Below are 19,405 nucleotides of genomic sequence, written 5' to 3'. Positions count from 1 at the left end.
TGACGCCGCACTCCATGCCGCGGTCACGGTACACCGATCCGGGTTACCGGACGGTCAAGGTTAATCGGGTTGTCCTGCCCCCTGACCCACAATCGTGGTGCTGTGAAGGCTGAACGCGCGGGCGGCCTGCGCGGCGCGTGCCGCGAGGCACAAGCCGAGGCCGGCCAGGGGCGCCATCAACACGAAGGCGATAGGCCCGCCCCCGGCCTGATAGGCGGCGCCGGTCATCAGGGTGGCGCTGGCCGAGGCGAGGGCGCCCGCGGAGCTGACCGTGCCCTGGGCCCGACCGCGGGCGCCGTCCGGGGCGAAGCGCGACACCGCCGCCATGGCGCCGAGCTGCGTCGCCCCGAAGGTGAGGCCGTGCAGGACCTGGAGGACGATCACCGCCCCGAGGCGATCCCCGAACGCGGCCATGCCGAACGCCCGCAGGAGGGCGGCACCGCCGCCGAGGCCGAGCAGGACGAAGGGGTTGCGCCAGCGCGCGGGCAGGCGGCCGACCACGGCGAAGAGCAGGATCTCGGAGGCGACGCCGATGGCCCAGAGGGTGCCGATCCACGCAGGGGCGATGCCGTGGGTGCTCCAGTGGATGCTCCCGAAGGCGTAGATCGCCGCGTGGCTCGACTGGATCAGGGCCGCCGCCCCGATCGAGAACCACAGGACGCGGGGCAGGGCGGGCCGGCCGGCCTCGGGGTGGCGGGGCGGGACCGGGGGCGCGTCGATGCGGGCCGCCGCCACGACCCCGGCGGCGATCAGCGCCAGCACGGTGAGGAGGAGGGGCACGGCGAGGCGCTCGCCCATCGCCCCGAGGGCGGCGCCGCCGGCGAAGTTGGCGAGGAGGAAGCCGATGGAACCGGCCATCCGGATCCGCGCGTAGTCGAGGCGGCGGCTCCGGCGCACGGCCCCCAGGGTGAGGTAGTCGATGCTGGGCACTAGGGGCGCGGCCGCGACGGCATTCAGCGCGATGAGGAGGGCGAGCACGGGCCAGCCGAGGGCGGCGCCCGTGGGCATCAGCCCGTAGGTTCCGGCTAGGACCAGGCTGCCGGCGAGCAGGATCCGCGGCGCGGCGATCCCCCGGTCGATCAGCCCGACCAGGGGGGCGGTGGCGACGATGCGGATCGCGATCGGCAGGGCCAGCAGGGCGCCGATGACGGCCGCGTCGAGCCCGAGGGCGTTGAGCCAGACCGGCATGAACGGCATGGCGATGCCGATCTCGACGAAGACGACGGCGTAGAGCACCGACAGCCGAAAGGCGTTCGGCTCCGGGGGAGCAGGAGAAGGGTCAGACACAGCGACCGGACTGGGACGAGGGGGGCCTGTGGGAACGTCGCGTCAGGCGGACGCTGCGTAAAGCCGGCGTTAAAACGATCCTGTCAACCTGAGACGGCTTGGACCCGGCCATCGCGTGCCGGCCCCCGCGGCCAAGGACACGTACTTGATGTCGAGTTCCCATTCGCTGACGTCCCTCGACATCTCGGAATACGATCGCATCGAAGCGGCGATGACCGAGAGCGAGCGCGGTCGCTGGTTCCTCGACGCCTATCTCCGCCGCAACCGCACCAGCGACACCGGGATCCTCCTCGACGCGATCGCCCGCCTGGAGAGCGTGGTCACCCGCGATCGCGAGAGCAGCCAGATGGGGCGCGTGCGCGGCGATCTCATGGACATGGCCCACGCCATCGCCCGCACGAAGGCCGAGATCGCCGCCATCAACGCACCCGAGCAGGATCAGAGCCGGCTCGGCGGCGCCTCCGCGGCCCTCGACGCCATCGTGCGCTCCACCGAGAACGCGACCTCCGATATCCTCAGCGCCGCCGAGCACGTGCAGGAGGCCGCCTGGACCCTGCGGGAATCCGGCTCCGACGCCGCGATCTGCGACGAGCTCGACCGGCGCGCCACCGCCATCTACACCGCCTGCTCGTTCCAGGACCTCACCGCCCAGCGCACGGCGCGCATCATCCACACCCTGCGCTACCTCGAGGAGCGCCTCGCCGCCATGATGGCGATCTGGGGCGATGCCCTCGATCCGGTCCCGGCGGGCCCCGGGGGGTCGAGCGCGCCGGAGGTTCAGGCCGACCTCTGCCAGAGCGACGTCGACCGCTACATCGACATGGACGGATCGTCCGCGGAGCCGGTGCCGCCCGTGGCCTTCGCCCGGGCGCCGCTGTCGGACGACCCGTCCGCCGAGGACGACATCGTCTTCCTGGAGGCGACCAACGCCCTGGCGGACAGCGCCTCCGCGACGGCGCCCCCGGAGGCGTCCGCGCGTGCGGACGACCCGCACGCCGAGGACGCACCCTCGCCCGGCGAGGCCGCCTTCGCTGTCTCCGAAGCGGCCGAGCCCGCGGCCCCGGATGCGGCCGAGGCGATGGTCGCGCCGGAGGAGCCCGAGGCCGAGCCGAGCCCGACGGGTGAAGACGAGGCCGATCCGGCCGGGGATCTGCCCGAGACGCTGCCGACGGCGACGATCCGGGTCTCGGAGCAGGCGCAGACCGACATCGCGACGGCCTTCGCCGAGATCGATGCGCTGTCCGAGGACGAGAAGCGCGCGCTCTTCTCCTGAGGACCGAACCCGTGAGCGGCGCGGGGTCGCGCCGTCCACGGAAGGAGGCGCGCGGCTGCGGCGCGGCTGCTACAACGCCGCCATGCCCGCCGTCATGCCCGCCGCCCAAACCCTGCACCTGCTGAAGCTCTGCGTCGGTCCCGCCAGCATCGGCGATCTCGAGGCGCGCATCGCCCACACCCGCGCGGCGGCCCTGCGCGAGGGGCGCGATCCCGCCCCGGTACACACCACCCGCATGGTGCCGACCCGCGCCGCCGAGATCGTCGGGCGCGGCTCGATCTACTGGGTCATCAAGGGCACGCTGCTGTGCCGCCAGTCCATCACCGCCATCACGCCGTTCACGGATGCGGACGGGATCGGCCGCTGCCGGCTGATCCTGCAGCCCGACGTCACCGCCGTGTCGCCGCGTCCCTGCCGGCCGTTCCAGGGCTGGCGCTACCTGAAGGCGGAGGATGCGCCGGCCGACCTCGACGCCCGCACGGCGGGCGGGCTCGCCGAGATGCCGGAATCCCTGCGCCGCGAACTCGCCGGCCTCGGCCTGATCTGACGCGCGCCAATCCGCGACGGAAAAACCCCCGCCCTCCGGGGGGAGGGCGGGGGTCCGTTCGTCCGGTCCGGGGCGTGCGGGGCCCTACGCCCCGTCGAAGCGGCCGCTGGCATGGGCCAGCATGGTGTAGACCTTGCCGGTCTCCGAGGTGAGGTAGGCATCCGCCCGCGAGGAGTCGCGGTCGTTCTTCGAGACGTCGCCGAGCAGGCGCTCGAACTCGCCCACGTAGCGGTCGACCGTGCGCTGGAAATCGGCGTCCGCGGCGTAGCGGCGGCGCACCTCCTCGAAGGTCTGCCGGCCCTGGGCCGTGTAGATCCGCCGGTCGAACAGGTTCGGCTCGCCCCGGCGATAGCGCTCCCACAGCTCCACCGCGGTCTGGTGGTCGATCATCTTGGCGATGTCGCTGGAGATCGTCTCGAGGGCGGTGCGCCCGCGCTCGGCGGCGTTCTTCTGGGCTTCCGCCTGCTGCGTCGTGGCCGCAGCCGGCGCGTCCGGCGCCGGGTCCGCATCCTCGTCGAGGGAGGCCCGCGTCAGCAGGTCGGAGAGCCAGCCGCGGCCTTCGCCCGGTCGGGCCTCGGCGCGGGACGCCGGGCCGGTCCGTCCCGCCGCGGGGGCGGAGACGAGGTTCATCGACGTGCCGGGGCGGCCCGCCGGAGCCGCGGCCTTCGCCGCCGTTGCCGCAGCCGGCTTGGCCGTTGCCGCGACCGGCTTGGCCGGGGCGGCCTTCGCCGGAGCGGTCGCGGCGGGAGCGGGGGCCGGCGCCGGGGCGGCGGGGCGCTTCGGCTCCGACACCTGCGGAACCGCCGCGTCCACCGCGCGGCCCGCGCTCTGGACCAGGCCGGAAAGCTCGGTCAGGGCCTTGAGCTGCTCGGAGACCACCCGGCGCATCTCGCCGGTGGCGTCCTGCGTCTCGCGCGGGATCTCCAGCACCCCGCGCTGGAGGTCGGCCCGGGTGGCATCGAGCTCGCGCCGGATCTCGGCCGCCATCTCGCGCAGGCCGGAGACGGAGTCCCCGAAGCGGCCGGAGGCGGTTTCGAGGACGCCCATCATCTGCTGCGACGCCGCCTCGATGGCGGTGCGCACGGCCTCGGCGGTGCGTCCGCTCTCGCTGTCGGCGCTGGCGCGCAGGGCCTCGAACGCCGCGGCGACCGCGGTCCCGGCGCCCGCGGCGGTCTCGGACAGGCTGGTGCCCAGGGCCCGCGCCCGCTCCTCGGCGGCGCGCAGGGTCTCGCCGATCATCGCGTCGAAGCGCGCGGTCTGCGCGTCGAGGGTGCCGGAGCGCTCCTCGATCCGCGACAGCACGCTGGCGATGGCGGCCTCGCGCTCGCCCAGACGGTCCGCGAGGCGGCTCTCGGCGCCCTGGATCTGGCCGGCCGCGCCCTGCAGCTGCCCGGCGGCGCCTTCGAGGTGGCCGACGGCCTGCCGCAGGGTCCCCGCATGGGTGCGGCCGATCTCGTCGAGGGCACGGCCGCGCTCGTCGAGGGAGGCCGCCAGCTCGGCGGCGTCCCGCAGGGCGCCCTCGGCCACGTTCCGGAGAAGGTGGACCTGCTCGGACACGCCCGCGCTGGCCCGATCCGTCTCGCTGGCCACGGCCGCCAGGCCGTCGCGGATGTCGGCGATCCGGTGCGAGAGGCCCGCCTCGATATGGCCGAGGTTCTGGCCGGTCCCCGCCAGGAGCTCGCGCAGGGCGTCGTTGGCCCCGTCGATCCGCTCGAGGATGGCTGCGAGTTCGCCGCGCATCTGGGCGTTGGCGTCGTTCAGGGAGGCGATGGCCCGGGTCGCACCGCCGTCGATGGCCGAGAGCAGCGTCTCGGCGGAGGCGCGGGACTGGGCGGCCAGGGCTTCGGTGCGCTCGCGGATGGCGGCGACCAGCGGCGCGCCGCTCTCCTGCAGGGCGCGCTCGATGGCGTCGCCGCGCAGCGCCAGGGCTTCCACGAGCTGGGCCGCCGGTCCGTCCACGATCTCGCGCAGGCGCTCGGACTGGTCCGTCAGCTGGGCGACCACCGCGTTCCCGCGTCCGTCGAGGGTCTCGACCAGGGCACCGCCCCCCGTCTCGATGGCGCGGGTGATGGTCTCGGCGCTCTCCGCCAGCCGGCGGGCGAGGGCCTGGCCACGGGCCTCCATGAGTCCGGCCAGGGCCGTCGAGCGACGGTCGAACGCCTCGGTCATGGCGCCGGTGCCGGTGTCGAGCAGGGCCGCCACGGCCTCGTTGCGCTGGTCGAGGGCCGCGGCCAGGGCCTGGCTGTGCGCCTCGGCGAGGGCCGCGTGGCGGTCGACCCGCGCGTCGAAGGCCGCCAGCATCGCCGCGGTGCGCTGGTCGACCAGGGACGCGTAGGCGTCCTGGCGGTCATCGAAGGCCGTGGCCAGGGCGTCGCCGCGCGAGGCGACGAGGGTGGCGAACACCTTCATCCGGGTGTCGATGCGGCTCGTGAAGGCCTCCGACCGGCTGTCCACCGCCTCCGTCAGGGCCTGGCCCTGCGTGTCGATGGTGCGGGCGAACTCCGCCGCGCTGGCTTCCACGAGGCCGCCGAGGGCCGTGAGCCGCTCGTCGAACATCGCCGCGAGGGCGCTGCCGCGGTCCTCGGCCTGCTGGGCCAGGACGTTGGCGCGGTGATCCACGGTCTCGTCGAGGGTCCGGAGCTGGCTGTCGAAGACCGAGGCGAGGGTGTGGGTCCGCTCCGCGACGCGGTCGGCCAGGGCGCCGGCGCGTCCATCCACCAGGCTCTCGAGGGCGCGCAGGCGCTCGTCGAAGATCGCCGCGAGCGCGAGGCCGCGCTCCTCGGTCTGGCGGGAGAGGCTGTCGGCCCGGTGCTCGACCGTCTCGTCGAGGGTCCGGAGCTGGGTGTCGAACACCGAGGCGAGGGTGCGGGTCCGCTCCTCGACGCGGTCGGCCAGGGTGCCGGCGCGCCCGTCCACCAGGCCCTCCAGGGCCCCCAGGCGCTCGTCGAAGATCGCCACGAGGGCGCGGGTCCGGTCGTCCGCCTGTGCGGCGAGGCCGGTGGCGCGCTCCTCGAAGAGGGAGACCAGGGTCTGCGCCATGGCTTCGGCCTGCTGGCGCAGGGCGCCCGCCCGTTCATCCACCACCTGGTCGAGGGCACCGACCCGCGTGTCGATGAGCGAGACCAGTGCCTGGGCGCGGGCATCGACTTCGTCGGACAGGGTGCCGGTGCGGTGGTCGACGAGGCGGTCGAGGGCGCCGAGCCGCTCGTCGAACAGGGTGGTGAGGCCGCGCGTCTGGGTCTCGACCCGGTCGGTCAGGGCCTCGGCGCGGCCGTCGATCAGGCCGTCGAGGGCACTCAGGACTTCGTCGAACAGTCCGCGCAGGCCCTGGGCCCGCGCGTCGAGCGACTGGGTCAGGTGGTTGCCGCGGCCGTCGACGATCGCGTCGAGGGCGCCGATGCGCTGGTCGAGGAGGGCCGTCAGGGCCTCGGTCCGGCCCTCGAGGGTCTCGGTCAGCTGCGCGCCGCGATGGTCGACGAGCTGGCCGAGGATGTTGATGCGATGGTCGAACAGGTTGGCGAGCGCGCGGGTGCGCTCGTCCACGGCCTGGGCCATCTCGCCGCTCCGGCGCTCGACCACGTCGTCCAGGCTTCCGAGGCGCTGGTCGAACTGCTCGACCAGGCTCTGGGCCTGGGCCCCCAGCGTCTCGGTGAGGCGCCTGCCGCGGGTGTCCACGAGCTCGTCGAGCACACCGATGCGCTGGTCGAAGGTCTCCGCGAGGGCGCGGGTCCTGGCCTCGACCGAGTCCGCGAGGCTGCCGCCGCGACGGTCGACCACCTCGTCGAGGTGCTCGATGCGCTCCTCGAAGAGGGTGGCCAGGGCCTGCGTCCGCGCCTCGACCGCCTCGGCGGCACTGCCGAGGCTGGCCGCGATGGTGTCCACGAACGCCCGGCCGCGCTGGTCGAGTGTTTCGTGCAGCGGCGCGATGCGGTCGCTGAAGTTGGAGCCCAGGGAGCTGGCGTGGTTGTCGAGCAGCGCGCGGATCTCCCCCGTGCGGTCGTCGAGCAGCTGGTGGACCGTGCGCACGCCCTCGTCGAGGAGCGAGCTGATGTCGGAGGTCCGGCGGTCGAGGGTGGTGCCGAGGCGGCCCTCGCCCTCGCTGAGCTGGCGATCGGCCTCCGTGACCATGTCGCGCAGGCGAGCGAGGATCGTCTCGCCGCGCTGCTCCAGCACCGCGCCGAGGGAATTGCTGCCGAGGTCGAACAGCCGGGCGAGCTCGGTGATGCGGCCGCCGAGGGCGCCGAACACGGCGCGCCCCTTCTCGTCGAGCTCGGTGCCCATCGCGGCGGTGCGGGCATCGATGAGGCGGACGAGCTCGTCGGCGCGCTGCGAGAACGCCTCGCGGATGGCCACGGCCTGGGTGTCGAGGGCCTGGTTGGCGCTCCCGGTGCGCTCGACGATCATGTCGACGAGCTCGCGGGTGCGGGTCGCCAGATCCTCGTCCACCGCGCGGGTGCGGCTCTCGATCAGGCGGATCGCCTCGAAGGCCTGGGCTCCGAACGACTCCTCGATGAGGCGGCTGCGCTCCTCGAGGGCGGTGCCGATCGCTTCCAGGCGACCGAGCACGCCGGCATCGAAGCGGCCGGCGCCCTCGTCGAGGCGGCGGGACAGCTCCAGGGTCTGCTCGTCGAGGCGGCGGGCGATGTCCGCCGAGCGCTCGCCGAGGACGTCGCCGAGGCTGGCGCCGCGCTGGGCGATGTCGAGTGCCATGGTGTCCGCCCGCGTGTCGAGGGCCTGGACCAGGTCGCGGCCGCCCTCGGCCATGACGCGGGCCATCTCGGCGGTCCGCACGATCAGGGCTTCGTTCAGGGCGGTGGCGCGGCCGCCGAGATGGCCGTCGATCTGGGCGACCAGGTTGGCGAAGGTCTCGCCGATCTCGGTCGAACGACGGGCGGAGCGCTCCTCGAGGGCGCCGAGCTGGCTCTCGACGGTCTCCTGGGCCTCCCGGGTGCGGGCGGCGATGCTGTCGGCCACCACCTTGCCCTGCACCGTGATGACGCGGTCCATCTCCTCGAGGCGACCGGACACGGATTCCGTGAGGGCGGCGGTGTCGCGGGCGATGCGCTCGGCCAGGATGTCGCCGCGGGCGATGGTTTCCTGGAGGGTCGCGAGGCGGTCGTTGAGCACGCGGTCGATCGCCTGGACGCGGGTCTCGGTGGTGTCGGCGAAGCTGGCGCCGGTCTGGTTGAGGGCGTCGTTCACCCGCGCGCCCTGCGCGGTGACGGCCAGCACGATGTCGCGCCCGGTATTGGCGAGCTGGGTCTGGGCGTCCTGCGCCTGGGAGGCGATGAGGTTGCCCAGGGTCCGGCCGTGGTTGTCGAAGACCGTCTCGACGTCGCGGATGCGGGCGATGAGATCGCCGCCGAGGCCGTCGGCCGCGCGGGCGATGGTGCCGGCGGCCTCCTCGGCGCGCCGGGCCAGCTCGTCGTTGACGGCATCCAGGGTGCTGCGCAGGGCCTCGATGGAGGCGCTGGCCCTGCTGCCCACCGTGCCGCCGAGGCCGTCGGCGGCGTTGCGCAGGAGCTCGGCCGCCTCGGCGGTCCGGGCCGCGAGATCGGCCGACGTGGCGGCCAGCCGGGTCTCGAAGATCTGCACCGCCTCGACGGTGCGGGCCTCCAGCTCGCCGGTGGCGCTGGCGGAGGCGCGGCGCAGGGACTGCGCGGCCTCGGTGGTGCTGGCGCCGAGGGCCACGGTGGTCTCCTCCGCGCTGCGGCGGAAGGTGTCGGCGGCCTCGGACGTCCGGTTGCCGATCTCGGATTCGAGGGTCGCGGCCGTGGCGCGCAGACTGTCCACCGCCTCCAGGGCCCGTGTCTCGAAGGTGTAGCCGAGGGCCGACAGGGCGCCCTCGAGCGTCTGCGTGGCTTCCTGCGTCCGCAGGCGCACGAGTTCGCCGACGCGATCGCCGGTCGCCCCGAGGGTGGATTCCAGGGTCGCGCCCTCGACCGTGACGGTCTGATGCAGCTGGTTCGCTACCGTCTCGATGCGCTCGGCCAGGGCCGCGCCGTGCTGGTCCAGACCGTTGGCGAGGCCTTCCACCGAGCGGAGGAGGTCGTCGCGCACGCCGCCGGCCCGGTTGCCGAAGGTCTCCACGATGGCGCTGGCGGCAAGGGCCAGGGCGGCCTGGGCCTCGCGGCCCGACGCGTCGATGCGCTCGGAGACCGAACCGCCATGCACGTCGATCGTCTCCCGCAGGCGGGTGGCTGCGGCCTCGATGCGCTCGGCTAGGGTGCCGCCGCGCTCGTCGAGGCGGGTCGTCGCGTCCTCCACCGAGCCGATCAGGGTCTCCCGGAGGGCGTCCGCGCGGGCGCCGAAGCTCTCGATGATCGCGCTGGCGGCCAGCGCCAGGCCGGCCTGGGTGTCGCGGCCGCGGGTCTCGAACAGGTTCGAGACCTCCGAGCCGTGGACCGTGATGGTCTCGTGCAGACGGGCCGCGGCGGTCTCGATGCGATCGGCCAGGGCACCGCCCTGGGTGTCGAGGCCGGAGGCGATGCCGTCGACGGAGCGGACGAGGTCCTCCCGCACGCCGTCGGCCCGGGCCGTGAAGGTCTCGATGATGCTGCCGGCGGCGGCGGCCAGACCCGTCTGGGCCTCGCGGGCCCGGGCCTCGATGAGGGCGGACACGCCGGTGCCGGCGGTCTCGATCTCGCTGCGCAGGGCATCGCCGCGCACGGAGATGTCGTGGGTGAGGGCGGCGCCGGTCTCGGCGAAGTGGGCGCGCAGGGCATCGCCCGTCTCGGCGAAGCGCGCGGTGATCTCGCCGCCCGTGGAGGAGAACTGGGCCGTCAGCTCGGAGCCGCGGGCCAGGAAGGCCTCTTCGAGGCCGCGCGCGGACAGTTCGAAGGTCTGGCGGACTTCGCCGCCCTGGCGGTTCAGGGCCTCGATGACCTCGGAACCGGTCTGGGCCAGGGTCCGCGCCACCTGCCCGGCATTCTCCGCCAGGGTGGTGGTGAGGATGCCGCCGGTGCGCTCGAAGGCCCGGGTGACCTCGTCGGCCCGGGTCTCCAGGGACAGGGTGAGGGCGCTGCCGACCTCCGCGAGGCTGCCGCGCACCCCCTCGCTGGTGGAGGCGAGGCGCTGCACGAGGTCGTCGCCGCGGCCGGAGACCAGCTCGACCACCCGGTCGCCGGCCTCGCCGAGGGCGGCGGTGATGGCGTCGCCGCGGTCGCCGAGGGCCGAGGTGATGGCCTCGCCGCGGGCGTCGAGGGCGCTGGTGACCCGGTCGCCGGCGCCGTTCACCGCGGAGACGATGCGCTCGGCGGCGCCGTCGAGCTCCGCCGTCAGGCTCTGGTGGGTGCCCGTGATGGCCCCGCGCACGCGCTCGGCATTGGCGATGATCGACTCGCGCTGGGCGACGAGCTCCTCGACGAGGGAGCGGATGCGGATCTCGTTGTCGGAATAGGCCCGCTCCAGGGTCGCGATCTCGCCGCGCACCAGGGTCTCGAGCTCGCCCGCCCGGGCCAGGGCCCGCTCGACGCCGTCGCCGACCGCCGCGACCTCGCGCCGGACGGTCTGCGACATGGTGAGCACCGCGTCGGTGGAGAAGTTCTCGGGCTCGGCCAGACGGATCGCCACCTCGCCCACGGCGCGGGCGACGAGGCGCATCTCCTGGGCGCGCACGGCGAGCATCCCCATGATGGCGAACAGCACCACGGGGCCCACGAGGGCGGTCGCCGCCACGGCGCCCTGGAGCGCGGTCAGGCCCTGGAAGAAGCCGCGCAGGTCGCCGGAGGACTGCACCCAGGCCAGGGCGAGGAGGCCGGCGATCCAGAGGGCGCCCGCCGCGGCGGCGATGAGGTAGGGGGTGCGCGAGGGGCGCACGCGCAGGGTCTGCTGCAGGATGCCGATGTTCTGGCGATCGTCGTTGGCCACCATGGAACGGTCGGGCGGCAGGAGGCCGCCTTCGCGGCGCGGCCGGTTGCGGTCCGGCGGCGGCAGGTCCGAGGCGAGGGGCTGGTCGAGGTCGAGGCGGGGCGGCGCGAGGCGACCGCTGGGATCGCGCAAGGGATCGCCGTCGCCGACATCCGGCAGGCGGGGTTCCACCCGGGATGCCTCGTCGCCCTGAGCGAAAGCGTCGAGGTTGAGAGCCTGCTCGATCGCCGACAGAGCCGCCTCGGCCGGGTCCTTGAGCTTCTTTTCCGTGGCCATTCAACGCCTCGTTACGCGTATCCCGATCGGCGGCCGCGCCCGTCGATCAAGGTTACTTTTACCAATTTACCAAGGAACTTTAGACTTCGGCACAGGGCTCGGATACCCGAGCCGGCCGCAGCGCCCAAAAAACCTTAACGGAATGGTTACCAAGCCGAGGGCCGGTACCGCGCCGTCGTCTTTCTGCATGATGCCTCAACGCGTAGACGGAAGCGAACGACGGCGGGGCTCAGCTGTGGATAGCCAGGATGGCCGCCGCCGCAGGCGCGCGAGGATGCAGTGCGAGAACCGGATTTCCCAGACCCGTCGGCGGCGGTGCTCCTCGATGCCGACCACCTGTCGCGCCAGACCTTCGGCGACGCCGCGCTGGCCGCGGAGCTCCTCGGGCTCTTCGCGGACCAGTGCCACCGCCTCCTGCCGGGAATCGTCGATCCGGACCGGGAGCCGGCCGAGCGGGCCGACCTCGCCCACACCCTGAAGGGCTCGGCTCTCGGGATCGGTGCGGTCCGCGTCGCCCGGATCTCGGGGGCGATCGAGGACGCGCTGCGCGCCGGTGGGACGGACGTCCCCGCCGAAACGCTCGCCGCCGCAATCGCCGAAACCCTCGCGACCTCGACGCGACCCCTCTGAAATACCGGGCCCGGACGTCGCGTCGCGGATCGTCGATGGAACGGCGCGGCCGCTGCGGCGTAAGCGCAGGAAACATCGCCCGGTCGGCGAGCGCGCTTGCATTCGGAGGCCTGCCCCTTCAAGGCAGGCTCTGCGCCGCACAACCGGCCGTACTACGCGTTGTCCGAGCCCGGAGCCCCCGATGCCCAAGATCACCTACGTCGACCACGCCGGAACGGCCAGGACCGTGGAGGGCGACGTGGGATCGACCGTGATGGAAGCGGCGATCCGCAACAACGTACCGGGGATTGATGCGGAATGCGGCGGCGCCTGTGCCTGCGCCACCTGCCACGTCTACGTCGATGCGGCCTGGGCCGAGGTCGTGGGTCCCGCCGAGGCGATGGAGCAGGACATGCTCGATTTCGCCTCCGACGTGCGCGCGACCTCGCGGCTGTGCTGCCAGATTCGCATCACCCCGGAGCTGGACGGGCTCAGCGTCACGACGCCGGCGCGTCAGGGCTGAAGGGGCGCTCGGAGCCCGCCATCGCGCGAGGCCGCCCGAGCCCGGCGCCGGATTTCCGATGGCGGTAGAGTAATTTACCGGACCAAAGTCCGCATCGCCGCATCGATGCCTTCGAGGTTGAGCGGGAACATGCGCTCTCCCATCAGCCGGCGGATCATCCCGATCGACTGGGTGTAGGCCCAGTGTTCCGCCGGAACGGGGTTCAGCCAGACCGTCTTCGGAAACCGCTCGAGGATGCGGTTCAGCCAGACCTCGCCAGGTTCCTCGTTCCAGTGCTCCACCGATCCGCCCGCCATGGCGATCTCGTACGGGCTCATGGAGGCGTCGCCGACGAACACCACGCGATAGTCCGGCGGATAGGTCCGCAGCACGTCGAGGAGTGGCAGTGTCTCGTCGTGCCGGCGCCGGTTCTCGCGCCAGACGCGCTCGTAGGGGCAGTTGTGGAAGTAGAAGTGCTCGAAGTGCTTGAACTCCGAGCGGGCAGCGGAGAACAATTCCTCGGCCAAAGCCACGTGGAAGTCCATCGAGCCGCCCACGTCGAGGAACAGCAGCACCTTCACGGCATTGCGCCGTTCCGGCCGGAGCCTCACGTCGAGATAGCCCTTGGCGGCGGTCTCGCGGATCGTTCCGTCGAGGTCGAGTTCGTCCGCGGCGCCGCTGCGGGCGAAGCGGCGCAGGCGTCGCAGAGCCACCCGCATGTTGCGTGTGCCGAGCTCGACCGTGTCGTCCAGGTCCCGGAATTCTCGCTTGTCCCAGACCTTCACGGCGCGGAAGTTGCGGTTGCCGTCCTGGCCGATCCGGATGCCCTCCGGATTGTAGCCGTAGGCCCCGAACGGCGAGGTGCCGCCGGTGCCGATCCACTTGTTGCCGCCCTGGTGGCGCTCGCGCTGTTCGGCGAGGCGCTGTTTCAGGGTCTCGAACAGATTGTCCCAGCCGAGCGCCTGCAGTTCCGCCTTCTCGGCATCGGTAAGGTACTTCTCGGCGAGCTTGCGCAGCCATTCCTCGGGGATCGGCGTCGGTTCGGATGCCGCGCCCAGGGTCTCGATGCCCTTGAACACGGTGCCGAACACGCGGTCGAAACGGTCGAGGTTGCGCTCGTCCTTCACCAGGGCCGTACGGGCCAGGAGGTAGAACTCCTCGATCCGCTTCTCGGCAAGGTCCCGGTCGAGCGCACCCAGGAGCGTCAGGAACTCCCGCAGCGTGACGGGGACCTTGGCGTCGCGCAGGGCGGTGAAGAACTGGAGCAGCATGGGGTGACAACGCGGGAAGCCGGTGTCGTGGTCAAGACCCGACCCGCGCCCGACGCCTGGCCGAGTCACATACGTTAAGCTGGGTATAACCCAGGATTTCTGTTGATAGTGCCAAGCGGACGTTATTCCAGCGAACAGGACTTGTCATCTGAATCGAACATCTTGGCCCCACGGTCTCGTGCAAGTCAGGGCAAGTCGTCAGGGCGCATGGTCTTCGGGTTGAGTTGGGAGTGACCGACATGGCGCTCGCGTTGCGCTCGTTGAGCGATTTCAAGCGGTTCCTTTCGGAGCCGGGCGCGACGATTCAGGTGGTGCGCAACACCTTCATCGACCGGCAACCCGCCTCCTTCGCGGACGCCTACCGGGCCAAGGGAATGTACGAGCCGCGCACCATCCGGGCGGTCTCCAAGAAGGCGGCGATCTTCTCGATCCAGGGGCATCCGACGACGATCTGGCTTTACTGGGACAAGGGCACGCGCAAATGGCGCTTCAACGACGATACGGTGACGATCCCGCTCGACACCGGCCTCGGTCCGCCGGACGAGATCGTCTATCGCTGCAGCTACGCGCCCGGCATGGATCCGGCAGCCCATTCGTCCGTCCGTCGGGCCAAGCCCCGAACGCCGAAGCCGCCCGTTGCCCTCAAGCCGGCATCTCCGAAGCTGCCACCGGGGCTCAAGGCCGGGCGGAGCGGCACGGTCCCCAGTCCATCCAAACCATCCGCTTCGAACTCCCTGTCCGTGCCCGTGATGCCCCCCCGTGGCCAGGGCCGGCTGCTCTGAAGCGCTCGGGTTCGTTCCTCAGGCGGTCTTGCTGACCGATTTGGCCTCGTCCGCAGGCGTCGCGTCCCGGACTTCCACGACCTTGCCGACGGTGCGGCGAGCCCGAAAGGCCGGCCGGACCTCGGTCTCCTTCCGCTTCAGCATCGCCCGATACTCGTCGCGTCGTTCGTGGATCGAAGCGATCACGAGCCCCATCGGCACGCCGACATCGACGAGGACGGCTTCAGAGAGCTGGAGCGACGCCTCGATGGTTTCGGGAACCGCATCATCGACGCCCATCTCATAGAGCGCGGTGGCGTGTCGGGCATCGCGCGCCCGCGCCACGATGGTGATATCGCGCCGCTCGGCCCGGGCTGCTTCCACTACCGCCTCGACGGCCCTGGGATTGTCCAGGGTAACGACGAGGGCCCGGGCATTGGCGATGTCGCAGCGGCGCAGCAGCTCGGGATTGGCCGAATCCCCAAAGTAGACCGGATTACCCAGACGCCGATGTTCCGAGACTCGGGCCGCATCCGCGTCGAGGGCGAGATATGGAATCTTGTGTCGGACCAGCATCTCGCCAACGAGCCGCCCGACGCGGCCGTATCCCGCGATGATGACCCGGTTCTGCTGACGATCCGGCACCGGCTCGGCCCGCGCCCGGCCGAGCTGCGCGGTCGAGAGCCGCTTGCCGAGGCGTCGTGCCAGCACGGCTAGGGCCGGGATCGCGATCATGGTCACCGTGGTCACGACCAGGGCGGCCTGCCCGACCTCCTCGGGCACGAGCCCGCCCGCCAAGGCGCCACCGATCAGCACGAAGGCGAACTCGCCGCCGGGACCCAGCAGAAGGGCTGCTTCGACGGCCACTGCCCGGGACAGCTTCAGGAAACGCGCGGCGATGACGATGACGGCGCCCTTGATGAGGATCAGGGCCAGGGCGAGCCCCAGCACCGCGCCCGGGGCCGACATGAGGTGGGCTGGATCGAGATTCATGCCCACGGAGACGAAGAATACCCCCAGCAGCAGGCCCTTGAACGGGTCGATCGTCGCCTCGATCGCGCGGCGATACTCGGTCTCCGCCAGCAACAGCCCGGCCACGAAGGCGCCGAGGGTCATCGAGAGCCCGGCGGCGGCAGCCGTCACGGCGGTGCCGATGATGACCAGGAGGCAGGCCGCCATGAACAGCTCGGGCGAGCGCGTTCGGGCCACCAGCTGGAACAGCGGCCGCAGCGCCACGCGTCCCACCACGACGATTACCACGATGGCGACAGCCGCCTGACCGAGCGCGAGGGCGAGGGCGCCCCCCACATCCGAGCCGTCGTTCCTGCCGAGCACCGCGATGGCAAACAGGACCGGGGCCACCGCGAGGTCCTGGAACAGCAAGACCGCGAAGCTTGCGCGGCCCGCCGGGGTATTCAGTCGCTTCTGGTCCGCCAGGACCGGCAGCACGATCGCGGTCGAGGACAGAGCGAGGGCCAGTCCGACGATGATCGCGGCGGCGAGCGGCACTGACAGGGACAGGAGGATCAGGCCGATCACGACCGAGGAGGCAAGGACCTGGATGGAGCCGAGGCCGAAGACGAGGCGGCGGAGCGTTCGCAGACGCTCCCACGAGAGCTCGACGCCGATCATGAACATGAGGAAGATCACGCCGAACTCGGCGAGGTGCGCGATCTCCGCCCGGTTGGCGATGGTGAAGGTCGAGACCCAGTGGTGCGTCTCGGCGAAGCGTCCGAGACCGAAGGGACCGAGGAGTGCGCCCGCCCCGATGAAGCCCAGCACCGGACTGATGCGCAGCCGATGGAACAACGGCACCACCACGCCCGCGGTGACGAGGAATAGGATCGCTTCCTTGTAGGAGCCGGCGTGCACGTCCGTCATCAGTCGGGGATGTCTCCAGCGGCCGGAGCAATGGACGGGCGCGCCCCGGCCCAGTCCGTCTATGACCATGGGCACCGGGGCCATCCCGGCGCAACAGCGCACACACGCGGAAACAACAAAATGGTCGGCTGCGACCATTCGGATGGGGAGACCGTGCTGGTCAGCACCGCTGATGCGGCGCAAAAACGGCACAATATGCGCATAAGGCAAAGCCTTAACGGACGGTTAAGCGCGCAGCGTCGCGTTTCGAGACACGAGTGCCCCATGCGAAAGACGCCGCCCAACCGCGACGTGCAACGTGAAGCCCGAGACTGGCGCCGGGAGTCCGACCGCTGGACTCACGAACGACATATCGAGAGGGGCTACCGCATCAAGTGGGGCTACGTCGCGATCGCGTATCTCGTCGAGTTCATGGTCATCGGTGCCTCGCTCTGGGGAGCGTGGCTGTTCGCTGGCGTCTACAGCGACGGCGACTCGCAGGCGTTCTACTTCATGCTCCTCGCCCCGCTGGTCTACGCGGCGGTGGAGCTGTGCCGCGTCCCCCTCGGGATTCTGGCCCGCACGCAGCGCTCTTATTTCATCCGCGCGCTGGCGATCGTCGGCATCATCTTCGCGGCCGGCGTTACCACCAAGTCGGTGTCTCAGCTCGGCGAAATGATGTTTCATCCGCGCCTGATGGACGCCGCCAAGGCGAAGACCGCCCTGAAGGACGCACAGGCTGATCGCGGCACCATCGACAACCGCATCGCCACGGCGGATGCGCGGGTCGCGCAGTACACGACCGAGCTCGATCAGATCGAGAAGCGCGCTGCCGAGAACGCCAGCCAGCTCGCCGGCTTGCCGGCGCAGCGCTGCGAACGCGTCTACGGCACCAACAGCCGTGGTCAGCGCTACTCGAACATGAAGTGCGTCACCGATCCGCGCACGGCGACCCTCAATGCGAGCGTCGCGAAGGCCGGCTCCGACCGGGGCGCCGTGACGAAGATGCTCGAAGAGGCACGCAAGGCCCGCGGCGACCTCGATCGGGGCGCGGCGGAGCGCAAGGTCGCCGACGCCGAGCAGGCCTATCGCAACTCGGTCAACCGCTCGCAGCTGCACTCCTTCACCGCCATGGTCTACGGCGTCGACCCGATCGACGTGAGCGAGGCGCAGGTCCACGCCTTCCTGCGGATCTTCGTGTTCGTGCCGGCGGTCTGTGCCGCTTTCGCGTCGACGATCCTCGCCCTCTGCGCCGTGTCGGTGCGCAAGACCTTCATGGACGAGGATGACCTCGGTGCCACCGTCGACCCGGCCGCGACCCCTTACATGCTCGACTCGATCACCGACGCCCTGCGCCAGGAAATGGCCTTGAGCCAGCCTCGAGGCGTGCCGGATGAGCCTTCCGTCGCTGCCCAGGCGCCGGCCCCCGCGGCTCCGGCTCCGGCAACGGCCGCGGCCGGCGGCGCGGTGATCCCGATCGATCGACGTGGCTCTGCACAGGCCGCGAGCGCAGGAGCCGGCGCGTGAGCATCCATACCTCCGGCACCCCCGAGAATGTCGTCCTCGCTCAGAGCGTGAACGGACGCCTTCGGGCCGAGGCGCGCATCATCGCCGCGCGCGCTTTCCTGTTCCGCTCCATCGGGGCAGGCGCCTTCCTGCTTCTCGCCGGCGCCGGACTTGGCGCGGCGTCCTACGGCTATGCCTACATGAACCAGTTCGATTCGGCGGCGGAGAAGATTGCGGCCGCGATGCAGGCGGCCCTGTCCGACGTGACCCTGAAGACCAAGGGCGAGGTCACACTGACGGATAACGTCCTCAAGCTCGAGGGCGGGGTGCCGAAGGCGGGTGGAGCGCCGATTCCGACGAAGGCGCAGCTCGGCAACGACGCCGCGCCGGCCTCGAAGGCCCCCGTGAACACCACCTTCACCGTGTTCAAGCAGGTGCCCTACATGGACGGCCAAATCGTCACCGGCTGGAACTTTCGTGCGAACGAAGACCAGCCGTTCCAGCAATACTGCTACTTCTCCCGGCGCCAGAACGAGGCGAAGGGGCAGGTCGAGATCAAGATCGATCTCGCTATGGACGGAAAGACGCTGCCCCAACCGCAGAAATCCGACGTCAACCTCGGCATCCTGGCATCGAACTGCGTCTGGCACGACGGAAAGACGCTCTAGCACGACCGGTCTTCGTCGGCCGCGGACGGTGCCTTGCGGGGATCCCGGCCGCGCCCTAACCCCGGATGTCTCAGCGTCCCCATCCCGCGAGTTCCGCCATGCGCTTCACCGGTACCGCCGACTACGTCGCGACCTCCGACCTGACCACGGCGGTGAACGCCGCCATCGTGCTGGAGCGACCGCTGCTGGTGAAGGGCGAACCCGGTACCGGCAAGACGGTGCTGGCCGAGGAAATCGCCAAGGGCCTCGGTGCGCCATTCCTCACCTGGAACGTCAAGTCGACCACCAAGGCGCAGCAGGGCCTCTACGAATACGACGCAGTCTCGCGCCTGCGCGACAGCCAGCTCGGCGACCCGCGCGTCTCGGATATCGGCAACTACATCCGGCGCGGCAAGCTGTGGGAGGCCTTCACCGCCCCCGAGCGCCCGGTGCTGCTCATCGACGAGATCGACAAGGCCGACATCGAATTTCCGAACGACCTCCTGACCGAACTCGATCGGATGGAATTCTACGTCTACGAAACCGGCGAGACGGTTCGGGCCGAACGGCGCCCGATCGTCATCATCACCTCGAACAACGAGAAGGAGCTGCCGGACGCCTTCCTGCGGCGCTGCTTCTTCCACTACATCAAGTTCCCCGACGCCGAGACCCTGAAGGCCATCGTCGAGGTACACTATCCGGGCATCAAGCACCGTCTGGTCGAGGAGGCCCTGCGCGTCTTCCTCGAGACCCGCGAGGTCCCGGGTCTGAAGAAGAAGCCCTCGACCTCCGAGCTACTCGACTGGCTCAAGCTTCTCGTCTCCGAAGACGTGGCGCCCGAGACCCTGCGCGAGCGCGATGGGCGCAAGCTGATCCCGCCGCTGCACGGTGCGCTCCTGAAGAACGAGCAGGATGTCGGGCTGTTCGAGAAGCTCGCCTTCCTCATGCGGCGCGAGCAGCGCGGTAACTAAGCCGCACCATCGGGCGTCGGCCCCTG

Annotated in this window: 11 protein-coding genes and 1 pseudogene; 8 read left to right on the top strand and 4 right to left on the bottom strand. The window is 71.2% G+C overall.

Features of this window, described 5'->3' with window-relative positions; translation table 11 throughout:
• Nucleotides 1-60: 60 nt before the first annotated feature.
• Nucleotides 61-1,287, bottom strand: a complete 1,227-nt coding sequence (locus tag ASF20_RS00460; protein WP_082501104.1) for an MFS transporter — start codon at nt 1,285-1,287, stop codon at nt 61-63.
• 148 nt (nt 1,288-1,435) lie between these two features.
• Here ASF20_RS00460 and ASF20_RS00455 point away from each other — a divergent pair, with 148 nt between their 5' ends.
• Both ASF20_RS00455 and ASF20_RS00450 read left to right on the top strand, forming a co-directional pair.
• Nucleotides 1,436-2,560 carry a hypothetical protein gene (locus ASF20_RS00455; RefSeq protein ID WP_056269672.1) on the top strand — a complete coding sequence of 375 codons (1,125 nt, stop codon included), beginning with the start codon at nt 1,436-1,438 and terminating at the stop codon, nt 2,558-2,560.
• 82 nt (nt 2,561-2,642) lie between these two features.
• Nucleotides 2,643-3,107: a DUF1489 domain-containing protein gene (locus ASF20_RS00450; RefSeq protein WP_244472604.1), complete on the top strand. Its 465-nt coding sequence runs from the start codon at nt 2,643-2,645 to the stop codon at nt 3,105-3,107.
• Between the two features lie 84 nt (nt 3,108-3,191).
• On the opposite strand, the gene ASF20_RS00445 is transcribed toward ASF20_RS00450, so the two are convergent.
• Complete coding sequence (locus ASF20_RS00445) at nt 3,192-11,252, bottom strand: hypothetical protein (protein ID WP_056269670.1); 8,061 nt, start codon at nt 11,250-11,252, stop codon at nt 3,192-3,194.
• A gap of 279 nt (nt 11,253-11,531) precedes the next feature.
• On the opposite strand from ASF20_RS00445, the gene ASF20_RS00440 reads away from it, so the two are divergent.
• Together ASF20_RS00440 and ASF20_RS00435 are read left to right on the top strand one after the other, a co-directional pair.
• Complete coding sequence (locus tag ASF20_RS00440) at nt 11,532-11,882, top strand: Hpt domain-containing protein (RefSeq protein WP_082487177.1); 351 nt, start codon at nt 11,532-11,534, stop codon at nt 11,880-11,882.
• 181 nt (nt 11,883-12,063) lie between these two features.
• Nucleotides 12,064-12,384, top strand: a complete 321-nt coding sequence (locus ASF20_RS00435; RefSeq protein WP_055954982.1) for a 2Fe-2S iron-sulfur cluster-binding protein — start codon at nt 12,064-12,066, stop codon at nt 12,382-12,384.
• Nucleotides 12,385-12,458: 74 nt separating this feature from the next.
• Here the strand turns inward: ASF20_RS00435 and ASF20_RS00430 are convergent, their stop codons facing one another.
• Nucleotides 12,459-13,634 carry a VWA domain-containing protein gene (locus ASF20_RS00430; protein ID WP_056269663.1) on the bottom strand — a complete coding sequence of 392 codons (1,176 nt, stop codon included), beginning with the start codon at nt 13,632-13,634 and terminating at the stop codon, nt 12,459-12,461.
• A 239-nt stretch (nt 13,635-13,873) separates the two neighbouring features.
• On the opposite strand from ASF20_RS00430, the pseudogene ASF20_RS25335 reads away from it, so the two are divergent.
• Nucleotides 13,874-14,209, top strand: a pseudogene (locus ASF20_RS25335) (hypothetical protein); the annotation flags it as partial.
• A 225-nt stretch (nt 14,210-14,434) separates the two neighbouring features.
• Here the strand turns inward: ASF20_RS25335 and ASF20_RS00420 are convergent.
• Nucleotides 14,435-16,276: a cation:proton antiporter gene (locus tag ASF20_RS00420; protein ID WP_056269660.1), complete on the bottom strand. Its 1,842-nt coding sequence runs from the start codon at nt 16,274-16,276 to the stop codon at nt 14,435-14,437.
• Nucleotides 16,277-16,540: 264 nt separating this feature from the next.
• Between ASF20_RS00420 and ASF20_RS00415 the strand changes: the two genes are divergently transcribed.
• The 3 genes from ASF20_RS00415 (at nt 16,541) to ASF20_RS00405 (ending at nt 19,379) form a co-directional block, all read left to right on the top strand.
• Nucleotides 16,541-17,782 (top strand): hypothetical protein, encoded by a 1,242-nt coding sequence (locus ASF20_RS00415; protein WP_056269657.1) that lies wholly within the window; start codon nt 16,541-16,543, stop codon nt 17,780-17,782.
• The gene (locus tag ASF20_RS00410; RefSeq protein ID WP_056269654.1) at nt 17,779-18,429 is read left to right on the top strand and encodes a hypothetical protein; all 651 of its coding nucleotides are present in this window, start codon (nt 17,779-17,781) and stop codon (nt 18,427-18,429) included. The genes ASF20_RS00415 and ASF20_RS00410 overlap by 4 nt, the downstream gene beginning before the upstream one ends.
• A 98-nt stretch (nt 18,430-18,527) precedes the next feature.
• Entirely contained in the window at nt 18,528-19,379 is an 852-nt protein-coding gene (locus ASF20_RS00405) for a MoxR family ATPase (RefSeq protein WP_056269651.1), read from the top strand.
• The last annotated feature ends 26 nt before the right edge of the window (nt 19,380-19,405 follow it).

Origin of the sequence: Methylobacterium sp. Leaf88, assembly GCF_001422795.1 — a bacterium.
In the GTDB taxonomy this organism is placed as follows: domain Bacteria; phylum Pseudomonadota; class Alphaproteobacteria; order Rhizobiales; family Beijerinckiaceae; genus Methylobacterium.
This window is presented reverse-complemented; position numbering and strand designations above follow the sequence as displayed.